This window comes from Archangium lansingense, assembly GCF_026626635.1.
GTDB lineage: Bacteria > Myxococcota > Myxococcia > Myxococcales > Myxococcaceae > Archangium > Archangium lansingense.
On sequence record NZ_JAPNKA010000001.1, the window covers coordinates 6,271,343 to 6,283,034 of the forward strand.

An 11,692-nucleotide genomic window follows, 5' to 3' on the forward strand; every position below is an offset into this window, starting at 1 on the left:
TCACGCGTCTGCCTCGGCGTCGGGCGGGAGACCCTTGTCGAGGCCGTACTTGGCGATCTTCAAGATAAGGTTGGACCGGCTGATGCCAAGCTCGCGAGCCAGCCGGCTCTTGTTATTGCCAGTGCGCAACAGTCCCTGGTGGATCATGTCGCGCTCCAACGTCTCCACGGCCTCGTGCAGCTTGCCGGCGGCGCGGGCGGTGAGCATGGAGAGGTTTCCGGGGGTCACCGCGTCGCGGATGCGGCTGGAGATGAGCTCGGCGGGCAGGAGATCCAGGTCGCCTCCGAGCACCAGCAGCCGCTCCATCTCGTTCTCCAGCTCGCGCACGTTGCCCGGCCAGGCGTAGGAGGCGAGCAGGGCCATGGCCTCGGAGGACAGGCCCCGGGCGCGCTGGCCCTCACGGTGGTGCTTGCGCAGGAAGTGGTCCACCAGCAGGGGCAGATCGTCCCGGCGATCGCGCAGCGGGGGCAGGTGCACGCGGATGACGTTGATACGGTAGTAGAGGTCCTCGCGGAACTCGCCGCGCTTGACCATCTCGCCCAGATCCTTGTGGGTGGCGGCGATGACGCGCACGTCTACCTCGCGTGGCTCGGTGCCGCCCACGGGCAGGAAGGTGCCCTCCTGGAGCACACGCAGGAGCTTCACCTGCAGGGCGGGGGACATGTCTCCCACCTCGTCCAGGAAGAAGGTGCCGGTGTCCGCCACCTCGAAGAGGCCCTTCTTGTCCTTCATTGCGCCAGTGAAGGAACCCCGCATGTGGCCGAAGAGGGCGCTCTCCAGCAGGTTGTCGTTGAAGGCCGAGCAGTTTTGCACCACGAAGGGGCCGTGCTGCCTCGGGCCGTTGGAGTGGATGGCGCGTGCCACCAGCTCCTTGCCCGTGCCCGACTCCCCGTTGATGAGCACGGTGGCCTCCGAGTTGGACACTTTCTGCAGGAGTTTGAAGATCTCCTGCATCGGCCCGGAGCGGCCGATGATGTCCTCGAAGCGGTAGTGCTCGCCGTTGCCCTGCGCGAGCCCCGGCGGGCCCCGCTCCTCGCGGCGAGCCTTCTCGGCCTCGAAGGCGGTGATCTCACTGGCGCCGTACTCCAGCAGGTCCGCCAGCTTCTCCAGGCCCTCGTCGCCGAGCACCGGCAGGCGCGCCACCGCGCGCTCCGCGTCCGAGACCCCTGGCCCCAGCTCGCGCAGGCGCGCCTTGAGCACCTCCAACTCCCGTCCCGAGGGCGGCTCGCGCAAAAAGCCCTCCACGAAGAGGAAGCCTTCGTACTCGTCTTGAATGTAGAGCGGGGCGCCCACCAGGCTGAACTGCAGGTGGCACGGCTGCACGGTGGCCCGGCGCAGGCGCCGGTTGGCTCGAAACTGCTCGTGCAGCTGGCGCACGGACTGGTTGCAGCGGCGCAGGCCCTCCCGCGAGCTGAGTGAGAGGCGGCAGCACTCGTTGGGCGTGGGCGGAATATCTCCGCCACGCTGCCAATCCATCACCAGGCCATTGCGGTCCGCGAAGTGGAGCTCCGCTCTCCACCACTTGCGGATGATTTCCCGCAGCATGATGATGGTGTGCAGGTTCTGGTGCCTCTCGAGGTCCATCTTCCGGCTCTTGGGGATGTTCAACAGGGGGAAAAACCTTGAACCTACGAGGTTTTTGGACTCTAGCCGTTTGCCGGCTCTCCGTGGATCTGCGTTCGTACATCTCCTTCACGTGACTACATCTCCACACACACATGGCGCGGCAGGGCACGAGCACGATCACGCTCATGGCGAGGAGTGTGCGGGACACGGTCATGGGAAACCCGCCAGGCCGCCGCATCCTTCCTTGAAAGAGGAGCGGCGCAAGGATCGGAGCCGGCTGGTGTTCGCCCTGGTGCTCACGGGCACCATCGCGGTGGCCGAGGCGGTGGGCGGCTACCTCACCAACTCGCTGGCCCTCATGTCCGACGCGGGCCACATGCTCACGGACGTCAGCGCGCTGGGGTTGAGCCTGCTGGCGCTGTGGTTCTCCGGGAAGCCAGCGGATCTGAAGAAGTCCTACGGCTACTACCGCATGGAAATTCTCAGCGCGCTGCTCAATGGCGTGCTGCTGCTGGGGATCACCGTCTTCATCCTGGTGGAGGCGTGGGAGCGGTTGCGCGCCCCGGCCGAGGTGAAGCTGGGGCCCATGGCCGTGGTGGCAACGGTTGGCCTGGTGGCGAACCTGGGAGCGCTCGGCTTCCTGCACCGCTCGCACTCGATGAACGTGCGGGGTGCCTTCCTGCACGTGCTGGGGGATGCGCTCTCGAGCGTGGGCGTACTGATTGGCGCCGGGGTGATGTACCTGACGGGCTGGTACATGATGGACCCGCTCATCTCGGTGCTCATCTCGGTGGTGATCGTCGTGGGAGCGCTCCGGCTGGTGCGCGACGCGGTGGACGTGCTGCTGGAGGCGGTGCCGTCGCACGTGGACCTGTCGGTGGTGAAGGAGCTGCTGCTGAAGGTGGAGGGCGTACGCGACGTGCATGACCTGCACGTGTGGACCATTGCCAGCGGGATGTATGCGCTGTCGGCTCACCTGGTGGTGCTGGATCCGATGGTCTGCAACAACGACGAGATCCTCACCGCGGCCAAGCACGAGCTCTTCGACCGGTTCGGGATCGATCACACCACCATCCAGATCGAGAGCGAGACCTACGCCCATCAGGGCGAGGTGCACTGAGCCGCTTCTCCCTGTCTCTCGAGGGCGCCAACGTCCAGGTGTCCGACGTACGGCTGACGACGCAGAGCCTCGTGCGCACGGCCACGTCGCTCGGAGTGTCCACCGCGCAGGGTTGCTCGGCGCCCTGACGCAGGGGGGGCCGGAGGCGCGCTGGGGTGGAGGGCTGAACGAAAATCCCCACATCGCGCTTGCGGCCCTCTCGGGAGCGGACGATTCTCGTTTCCCGGATGAACGTGCTCGACAAGGTGCTGACGCTGAGGCCGACGAGCGTGGTGGCGCGGCTGGGGGTCCGCTCGCGGCTCCCCGTGCTGAACCCACGCGAGTTGCTCGAGGCGCTCGAAGGGGTACCGGTGGCGCTGCCGTGCCTGCCCGTGCCCGTACGGCCGATGCTGCCCGGACTGCTGGCGGCGGCACGGGGCGAGGACGCGGTGCTGGGACTGATGTGCCCGCATCCGTTGGCGGACCGGGGTGCGGCCGAGCGCTTCATGGCCGCGGTGCAGGAGGTGGGCGAGGCGGACGGCCATACGCGCCCCCTCTTCCTGCAGGCGGGGCCGGTACGGGTGCCGACGGCGGAGCCGGAGGCGCTGGAGCAGCTCCAGGAGGGCATCTTCCGCCTGGTGGACGCGGGCTTCTCGCTGGTGTCGCTGGACGTGACGCGGCTGGAGGTGGATGCGGCGGCGGAGGCCGTGCGGCAGCTCTCCGGGCCCGTGGTGGAGCGCGAGCTGGTGCTAGAGGTGTCCCTGCCCGCGGGCCCCGAGGGCAGCGAGCTGGAGGGGGCTCGTGTGTTGCTGGAGGAGCTTCAGCGGCAGGGCCTGTCGGTGCGCTTCCTGCGCGTGTCCGCGGCCCTGCTGGGCGAGGAGGATCAGGACGTGCAGTTCCTGCAGAGCCTCGTGGAGCTGGCGGGGCAGCACGGGGTGGGGGTGTCGGTGGGGGAGGCCGGGCGGCGCTCGGCGCGGGTGCTGCCCACGTACGTGGCGGCGGGAGTGAGGAAGGTGGAGTGCGCGGCGCCCTTCGAGCGGCTGGCGCTGGCCTCGTACCCGGAGCAGGTGCGCGCAAGCTTGGATCAGAAGGCGGAGAAGGCGGGACTGAGGGCGGGGGAATTGCTCGGGGTGCTGGGCGCGCAGCTCCCGGCGCTGGACGCCCAGGAGGCGACGCGGCTGGAGGCGCTGGCGTTCACCGAGGCCTCCGAGGTACTGGCGGCGCTGGGTGCGTCGCGGACGGGTTGGAAGTCGATGCTCTTCCTGGCGGAGAAGCGGGGCGACTGATGCGGATTGTCGCGGGTAGTGCGAGAGGGCGGGCGCTGGCGGGCCCCAAGGCAACGTCGAAGCACATCCGCCCCACGGCGGACCGGGTGCGCGAGACGATCTTCAACGTGCTCGGCCAGTGGCTGGAAGGGCAGAAGGTGTTGGACCTCTACGCGGGGACGGGGGCGCTGGGCCTCGAGTCCGTCTCGCGAGGGGCCAGCTGGGTGGTGCTAGTGGACTCGGATCGGGAGGCGCTGTCGCTCTGCCGGACGAACACGGATGCGTTGGGCTTTGGCGAGCGGGTGGAGATCCTCGCGCAGCCGGTGGAGCGGGCGCTCGAGGTGCTCGGCCGCCGGGGGGACAGGTTCGAGATTGTCTTCGCGGACCCGCCGTACGCGGCCAGGGTGGTGGAGACGGTGCTGGAGGGGGTGGTGCGGAGCAAGGTGCTGGCGCCCGGGGGCACCGTGGTCGTCGAGCACGACAAGCGGGAGACAGCTCCCGAGTCCCATGAGGGCTTCGAGCGGGTGGACCAGCGGCGGTTCGGGGACACGCTGGTGAGTATTTTCCGCATTCCTTGACCGGTTGCCGGGGTGCGTCGAGACTGGGCTGGCATGCGCACCGCCATCTATCCGGGCTCGTTCGATCCACTCACCAACGGTCACCTCAGCATCATCCAGCGCTCGCTCCAGATGTTCGATCGGGTGATCGTCGCGATAGCGGTGAACCCGAAGAAGGTCCCGCTGTTCACCGAGGAGGAGCGCAAGCAGCTCATCCTCGAGGCGTGTCAGGATCCGCGGGTGGAGGTGGATGCCTTCCACGGCCTGCTGGTGGAGTACGCGAACCGGCGCGGCGTGAACGTGCTGCTGCGCGGCCTGCGGGCGGTCTCCGACTTCGAGTACGAGTTTCAGCTCGCGAACATGAACCGCAAGCTGGCTCCGGGCATCGAGACTGTCTTCATGATGACGGGTGAGGACTACTTCTACGTGTCGTCGCAGCTCGTCCGGGAGGTGGCCTCGTTCGGCGGCAACGTCGAGGGGCTGGTTCCCCCCAACGTGCTGAAGGTGCTGCGCGCGAAGTACTCGAAGCAGGGCTGAGGGGCGTCAGAAGCGCGCGTCGATGACGCGGTGAGCCGAGCGTCATTGGCGCAGTGTGGCAGAGACCGGATCTGTTCAGTCGTGACTCCAGGCTTCTTGTCCGGCCTGGGGCGCACTGGTAGGGACCGGCCATGAATCTTGCGAACCGGCTCAAGGCCATCAAGCCGTCCCCCACGCTCGCGCTCAACGCGAAGGCGAAGGCGCTGGCGGCCCAGGGTGTGGACGTGGTGAGTCTGGCGGCGGGCGAGCCCGATTTCGATACGCCGGAGTTCATCAAACAGGCAGCCATCGACGCCCTGAAACAGGGCTTCACCCGGTACACGCCCACGGCGGGCATCCCGGAGCTGCGCGAGGCCATCTGCGCGAAGCTGGAGCGGGACAACCGCCTCACCTTCGCGCCGGACCAGGTCGTGGTGTCCGTGGGGGCCAAGCAGGCCATCTACAACGCTTTCCAGGCGCTGCTGAACGAGGGGGACGAGGTCATCATCCTGGCGCCGTACTGGGTGAGCTACCCGGAGATGGTGCAGCTCGCGGGCGGCAAGCCCGTCTTCGTGCAGACGCGCGAGGAGGACGGCTTCGCGCCGGATCCAGAGGCCATTCGCCGGGCGCTCTCGCCGCGCACGAAGGCGATCGTCCTCAACAGCCCGAGCAATCCCTCGGGGGCGGTGTTCTCGCGGGCCGCGCTGGAGGGCATTGCCCAGGCGTTGCGCGGGCACGAGTGCCTGGTGGTGAGCGACGACATCTACGAGAAGCTGCTCTACCAGGGCGAGTTCCTGAACATCGGCAACGTGGCGCCGGATCTGGTGTCGCGGCTGGTCGTCATCAACGGCATGAGCAAGGCGTTCTCGATGACGGGTTGGCGCATGGGTTACGCGGCGGGGCCCAAGTGGCTCATCGCGGGCATGCAGATGATCCAGGATCAGTCCACGTCGAACGCGGCGTCCTTCGTGCAGAAGGCGGCGACGGCAGCGCTCAAGGGCCCGCAGGACATCTTCATCCCCATGGTGGAGGAGTACCGGGGACGGCGGGACATGGTGGTGGACGCACTCAACTCGATGGAGGGCGTGCGCTGCCGGCGGCCCGAGGGCGCCTTCTACGTGCTGCCCAACGTGAGCGGCCTCCTGGGGCGCACGTACAAGGGCGCGCCGCTGACGGGCGCGGTGCAGATGTCGGAGATCCTCCTCAACGACTTCCGTGTCGCCGCGATGCCGGGCACTCCGTTTGGCGTCGAGGGCTACATCCGGATGAGCTTCGCGACCTCGCGCGAGCAACTGCGCAAGGGCCTGGAGCGCTTCCGCGAGTTCGTGGGCTCTGTGCGCTGAGACACTTGTACCGTCCACATCGCCCGCATAGCTTCGGCCAAATGGTGGCGCAGTGACGATTTTCGATCGCGTCAGCGAAGCGCAGAAGTTGCTCGGCAAGAGCGGGGCGCATGCTCAGTCTCCCGAGGAGAAGAAGTTGTTTCTCCTCGCCATCGATGCGCTCTGGTTCGTCTGGCAGAATGGTCAGGCGTATGAGTTCGAGAGTTACCTCAAGGACGTCGAATCCAAGGCTCCCCCGCGAGTCATCGCTTCCTTCAGCACTCTCGACGAAGCGGAAGCCTGGCTCAGGTCAAGACCCAAGCCGCCCGATCTGGCCCTTGTACTGATCGCGGACCAGTATCACGTGGTCCTCTCCTCTCGAGAGGGAGACCGCCGTGCGCTTGTTCCAGATCTGGCGATCGCGATCCACATCGAGGAGATGACGCGAAACGGTCCCCCCCCGGTGGTGGCCACGTTCAACACGCGTGACGAGGCGGATGCCTGGTGGGGTGCTCAGTCCGAGCAGCCTGCGCAGGCCGTCATCCAGATTGGGAGCGAACGCTATCTGGCGGCGTTCTACGAGAACATCCAGCACCGCGCCATTTTCCCCTTCTCCGTTGTGGAGAGACTCCATGCAATTCGGAGGAGGCGGGAACAAAAGGAGGCGGGCGAGTAGGCTGCGGGCCACCTTCGGAGCGGTACTGGTCAGTCCGTATAGGCGAACGCCTTCCAGCTATCGCCGTCCTTCCGGTACAGGATGACCGCCGCACGCCCCGAGAGGTTGGCCACCGCGCCGTACACCTCCGTACCGCGCGGGACGATGGCGCCCAGCCGCGCGGGCGGCTTGCCGTACTTCTTCTCCAGCTCCGCGTAGGACAGGACCTCGATGTCGTAGAGGGTGACGAGGTCCGTCCGTTTGTTGCGCAGCGCCTTCACCCAGGTGACCACGAGGGGCTCGGGCGCGTCGAACCTCCGCTCCTCGAGCTGGAAGGGGAAGGAGATCAGCGGCACGGAGCTGCGCACATCGCCGGTGAGCAGATAGCCGAGCAGGTAACGGGCCTCGTCGCGCACCTCCTCCTGGACGCTGCCGGGCTCAGGCGCGGGCGCTGGGGGGGCCACGGGGGTCGGAGCCGCAGCGGTGGGGGCAGGGGTCGGAGCCGGAGTCGGAGCCTGGGGGGCAGGTGCCTGGGCCGCGACAGGAGTCTCGGCGGCGGGTGCCTCGGCGGAAGCCTCCTGCCTGCGGCGGCGGCGTGGCTTCTCGGCGGGAGCCGACTCCGCGGCGGGAGCCGACTCCGTGGCGGGGGACGCCTGCTCGGCTGCTGGGGCGGGAGCCGGTGTGGGCTCAGCGGCTGGCGGAGGGGCTGCGGCGGGGGCTTCCTGGGCCTCCTGGGCGAAAACGGGAGAGGCGAGAGAGAAGAGCAGGGCCAGGGACCAGCGACGCATGAAACCTCCGGAAAACGGAGTGCAGCCTAGCAGAGCGCCCGGCCGCCTGGGACCGACCTCCCTGCCGCCGGGCAAGCTTCCATCTTCCACCCCCCCCCGCTACCCGGTTCACACGGTTCGTGCAAGAGGGGGCGAAGGTTGCTATTGGGCCCCCCTCGATGCCCAAGCGTAACGATATCCGGAAGGTTCTCGTCATTGGCTCCGGCCCGATCGTCATCGGCCAGGCCGTCGAGTTCGACTACTCAGGGACCCAGGCCACCAAGGCGCTGCGTGAGGAAGGCGTCGAAGTCGTCCTCCTGAACAGCAACCCGGCAACGGTGATGACCGACCCGGAGTTCGCCCACCGCACGTACATCGAGCCCATCACGGTCGAGGTCGCCGAGCGGATCATCGCCCAGGAGCGCCCCGACTCCGTCCTCCCCACCATGGGCGGCCAGACGGCGCTCAACCTGGCCAAGGCGCTCGCCGAGCAGGGCATCCTCGAGAAGTACGGGGTGAAGCTCATCGGCGCCTCGCTGGAGGCCATCAACAAGGCCGAGGACCGACTGCTCTTCAAGCAGGCCATGGAGCGCATCGGCGTGGCGCTGCCCAAGAGCGGCTACGCCACCACCATGGAGCAGGCCCTCGCCCTGACCGAGGAGATCGGCTTCCCGGCCATCATCCGGCCCTCCTTCACCCTGGGCGGCACTGGCGGCGGCATCGCCTACAACCGCGAGGAGTACGAGGCCATCTGCCGCTCCGGCCTCAAGGCCAGCCCCACCTCCACCATCCTCATCGAGGAGAGCGTACTCGGCTGGAAGGAGTACGAGCTGGAGGTGGTCCGCGACTCGGCGGACAACGTCATCATCGTCTGCTCCATCGAGAACCTGGACCCGATGGGCGTGCACACCGGTGACTCCATCACCGTGGCCCCGGCCCAGACGCTCACGGACCGCGAGTACCAGCGGCTGCGCGAGGCGTCCATGCGCATCATCCGGGAGATCGGCGTCGACACGGGTGGCTCCAACATCCAGTTCGGCGTCAACCCGCGCGACGGGCGCATCGTGGTCATCGAGATGAACCCGCGCGTGTCGCGCTCCAGCGCGCTGGCCTCGAAGGCCACGGGCTACCCCATCGCGAAGATCGCCGCGAAGCTGGCCCTGGGCTACACGCTGGACGAGCTGCGCAACGACATCACCCGCGACACCCCGGCCTCCTTCGAGCCCACCCTGGACTACGTGGTGGTGAAGGTGCCGCGCTTCAACTTCGAGAAGTTCCCGCACGCCAACCGCACCCTCACCACCAGCATGCGCGCGGTGGGCGAGGTGATGGCCATCGGCCGCACCTTCCGCGAGGCGTACCTCAAGGCGATGCGCTCCATGGAGTCCGGCCGCACGGGTCTGGAGTCCCCCGAGCTGCCGGAGAACAAGGAAGAGCGGCGCAAGGTGCTGCGCGACTACGTGCGCGTGCCCCGGCCCGAGCGGCCTGGCTACCTGGTGCAGGCCTTCCGCGAGGGCATGACGGTGGAGGAGGTGCACGAGCTCTCCGCCATCGATCCGTGGTTCCTGCGCCACATCCAGGCGCTGGTGCACGAGGCGCGGCGTATCCAGGAGTTCGGCAAGCTGGAGAAGGTGCCGACGAGGTGCTGCGCGCGGCGAAGTCGGACGGCTTCGCGGACAAGTACCTGGCGCAGCTCCTGGGCTGCACCGAGGCCGATGTGCGAGCGCGCCGGCACGCCAAGGGCATCCGGCCCGTGTTCAAGCGGGTGGACACCTGCGCCGCCGAGTTCGAGGCCTACACGCCGTACCTCTACTCCACCTACGAGGAGGAGGACGAGGCGCCGCCCACCCCGCGCCAGAAGGTGCTCATCCTGGGCAGCGGCCCCATCCGGATCGGCCAGGGCATCGAGTTCGACTACTGCTGCGTGCACGCGGCCTTCGCGCTGCGCGAGGCCGGGTACGAGACGGTGATGGTCAACTGCAACCCGGAGACGGTGTCCACGGACTACGACACGTCGGACCGCCTGTACTTCGAGCCGCTCACCATCGAGGACGTGCTGGAGGTGTCGCAGCGCGAGAAGCCAGTGGGAGCCATCGTGCAGTTCGGCGGGCAGACGCCGCTGCGCCTGTCCGTGCCGCTGGAGAAGGCCGGGCTGCCGATTCTCGGCACGCCGCCGGACGCCATCGACCGGGCCGAGGACCGCGAGCGCTTCGCGCAGCTCATCGAGAGGCTGGGGCTGACGCAACCGGAGAATGGCGTGGCGCGCAGCCACGAGGAGGCCTACCGCGTGGCCGAGCGCATCGGCTACCCGGTGATGGTGCGGCCCTCGTACGTGCTGGGCGGCCGGGCGATGGAGGTGGTGTACGACCAGCAGAGCCTGGAGCGGTACATGCGCGAGGCGGTGAGCGCGTCGCCGGAGCACCCGGTGCTGATCGACCGCTTCCTCAAGGACGCCACCGAGGTGGACCTGGACCTGGTGGCGGACAAGACGGGCGCGGTGCTGGTGGGCGGGGTGCTGGAGCACGTGGAGGAGGCGGGCGTGCACTCGGGTGACGCGGCGTGCACGCTGCCGCCGCACTCGCTGTCGCCGGACCTGGTGGAGCGGATGAAGGATCAGGCGATCGCCCTGGCGAAGGAGCTGGGCGTGGTGGGCCTGATGAACGTGCAGTTCGCCATCCAGGGGAAGACGATCTACGTGCTGGAGGTGAACCCGCGGGCGAGCCGCACGGTGCCGTTCATCTCGAAGGCCACGGGCATGCCGCTGGCGAAGATTGCCTCGCTGTGCATGGTGGGCAAGACGCTGGCGGAGCTGGGCGCGACGCAGGAGCCCGAGTTCCGGCACGTGGCGGTGAAGGAGTCGGTGTTCCCGTTCGCGCGCTTCGCCGGGGTGGACGTCATCCTCGGGCCCGAGATGAAGTCCACGGGCGAGGTGATGGGCATCGCGGACGACTACGCGTCGGCCTTCGCCAAGAGCCAGCAGGCGGCGGGCGTGAAGCTGCCGAGGAGCGGCAAGGTCTTCATCTCGGTGAAGAACGACGACAAGCCGGCGGTGGTGGATCTGGCGCGGCGGCTGCGCTCGCTGGGGTTCCAGATCGTGACCACGGGCGGTACGCACGATTACCTGGCGACGAAGGGCATCGAGACGCAGAAGGTGCTCAAGGTGCAGGAGGGCCGGCCGCACATCGTGGACAAGATCGTGGACGGGCAGATCGTCCTCGTCATCAACACGACGTTCGGCAAGCAGGAGATCGCCGACAGCTTCTCCATCCGCCGCGAGTCGCTGATGCACAGCGTGCCGTACTACACGACGGTGCAGGCGGCGCGGATGGCGGTGGGTGCGCTGGAGGCGCTGCTGCGCAAGGATTTGACGGTGCGTCCGCTCCAGGACTACCTGGCCAGGAAGTAGGCCGCAGTGGTGCGCGTCCGACGGGGGTGCCTGCCGCCGGACGCGCGTGGTCTAGAAGTACCGGGAGCCATTGGAGAGGTACAGGTGGTAGCAGGTCCCGGCGGCGTCCCAGTAGATGTTGAAGTAGCCGTGGTGCAAGAGGGCCTTGTCCCAGAAGGCCGCCACCTTCGCGTTCGGAGTGCAGGACATCGACGTGACGGGCGCGGTGGCCGTGGGCGCGAACTCGGCCTTGAAGAGCATGGCGCCATCGGAGCTCACGCTGAACTCCGCGGAAGTGGCGCCGTTCTCGTGGTTGCGAAACGCGACCAGGCTCCCATAGCAATGGCCTGACGCGTCTGCGTTCCTGACGCAGAAGGCGGACGTGTACCTGGCTCCGCCGCGTGCCACCGTCCCCGCACCGAGCACCGCCAGGGTGAGCATCGGCGCCAGCCACTTCATGAATCGTTTCGTGTTCATTCGAGTGGCGCCAGAGCAAGTTGCGCGCCAGCACGCCGGCCAGGGGATTTCGACTCCGAGCGTCGCTGATTCGAGACCTGGGA

The 11,692-nt window shown here is 67.9% G+C and carries 9 protein-coding genes and 1 pseudogene; 7 read left to right on the top strand and 3 right to left on the bottom strand.

Going from position 1 to position 11,692, the window contains the following annotated elements:
- Entirely contained in the window at positions 1 to 1,584 is a 1,584-nt protein-coding gene (locus tag OV287_RS25580; protein WP_267536655.1) for a sigma 54-interacting transcriptional regulator, read from the bottom strand.
- A gap of 112 nt (positions 1,585 to 1,696) precedes the next feature.
- Between OV287_RS25580 and OV287_RS25585 the strand changes: the two genes are divergently transcribed.
- From OV287_RS25585 to OV287_RS25610, 6 genes are all read left to right on the top strand, one after another.
- Positions 1,697 to 2,686 (top strand): cation diffusion facilitator family transporter, encoded by a 990-nt coding sequence (locus tag OV287_RS25585; RefSeq protein WP_267536656.1) that lies wholly within the window; start codon positions 1,697 to 1,699, stop codon positions 2,684 to 2,686.
- A gap of 227 nt (positions 2,687 to 2,913) precedes the next feature.
- Entirely contained in the window at positions 2,914 to 3,951 is a 1,038-nt protein-coding gene (locus tag OV287_RS25590) for a hypothetical protein (RefSeq protein ID WP_267536657.1), read from the top strand.
- Positions 3,951 to 4,508 (top strand): 16S rRNA (guanine(966)-N(2))-methyltransferase RsmD, encoded by a 558-nt coding sequence (gene rsmD / locus OV287_RS25595; RefSeq protein ID WP_267536658.1) that lies wholly within the window; start codon positions 3,951 to 3,953, stop codon positions 4,506 to 4,508. Before OV287_RS25590 ends, rsmD begins: the two co-directional genes overlap by 1 nt.
- Before the next feature lie 33 nt (positions 4,509 to 4,541).
- Positions 4,542 to 5,024 carry a pantetheine-phosphate adenylyltransferase gene (gene coaD / locus OV287_RS25600; RefSeq protein ID WP_267536659.1) on the top strand — a complete coding sequence of 161 codons (483 nt, stop codon included), beginning with the start codon at positions 4,542 to 4,544 and terminating at the stop codon, positions 5,022 to 5,024.
- A gap of 131 nt (positions 5,025 to 5,155) precedes the next feature.
- Positions 5,156 to 6,346, top strand: coding sequence for a pyridoxal phosphate-dependent aminotransferase (locus OV287_RS25605; protein ID WP_267536660.1), 1,191 nt, complete (start codon positions 5,156 to 5,158; stop codon positions 6,344 to 6,346).
- Positions 6,347 to 6,398: 52 nt separating this feature from the next.
- Positions 6,399 to 7,001 carry a head protein gene (locus tag OV287_RS25610; RefSeq protein ID WP_267536661.1) on the top strand — a complete coding sequence of 201 codons (603 nt, stop codon included), beginning with the start codon at positions 6,399 to 6,401 and terminating at the stop codon, positions 6,999 to 7,001.
- 29 nt (positions 7,002 to 7,030) lie between these two features.
- On the opposite strand, the gene OV287_RS25615 is transcribed toward OV287_RS25610, so the two are convergent.
- Entirely contained in the window at positions 7,031 to 7,768 is a 738-nt protein-coding gene (locus OV287_RS25615) for a hypothetical protein (RefSeq protein WP_267536662.1), read from the bottom strand.
- Between the two features lie 158 nt (positions 7,769 to 7,926).
- Between OV287_RS25615 and carB the strand changes: the two are divergent.
- Positions 7,927 to 11,153: pseudogene (gene carB, locus OV287_RS25620) on the top strand (carbamoyl-phosphate synthase large subunit).
- A gap of 51 nt (positions 11,154 to 11,204) precedes the next feature.
- Here the strand turns inward: carB and OV287_RS25625 are convergent.
- Positions 11,205 to 11,609 (bottom strand): hypothetical protein, encoded by a 405-nt coding sequence (locus OV287_RS25625; RefSeq protein ID WP_267536663.1) that lies wholly within the window; start codon positions 11,607 to 11,609, stop codon positions 11,205 to 11,207.
- Between the last annotated feature and the right edge of the window lie 83 nt (positions 11,610 to 11,692).

Excerpts from the sequence above, each read along its gene's own strand:
- OV287_RS25625 (WP_267536663.1), bottom strand. The coding sequence starts at position 11,609 with ATGAACACGAAACGATTCATGAAGTGGCTGGCGCCGATGCTCACCCTG.
- OV287_RS25580 (WP_267536655.1), bottom strand. The coding sequence starts at position 1,584 with ATGGACCTCGAGAGGCACCAGAACCTGCACACCATCATCATGCTGCGG.
- rsmD (WP_267536658.1), top strand. The coding sequence starts at position 3,951 with ATGCGGATTGTCGCGGGTAGTGCGAGAGGGCGGGCGCTGGCGGGCCCC.
- OV287_RS25615 (WP_267536662.1), bottom strand. The coding sequence starts at position 7,768 with ATGCGTCGCTGGTCCCTGGCCCTGCTCTTCTCTCTCGCCTCTCCCGTT.
- OV287_RS25590 (WP_267536657.1), top strand. The coding sequence starts at position 2,914 with ATGAACGTGCTCGACAAGGTGCTGACGCTGAGGCCGACGAGCGTGGTG.
- OV287_RS25605 (WP_267536660.1), top strand. The coding sequence starts at position 5,156 with ATGAATCTTGCGAACCGGCTCAAGGCCATCAAGCCGTCCCCCACGCTC.
- coaD (WP_267536659.1), top strand. The coding sequence starts at position 4,542 with ATGCGCACCGCCATCTATCCGGGCTCGTTCGATCCACTCACCAACGGT.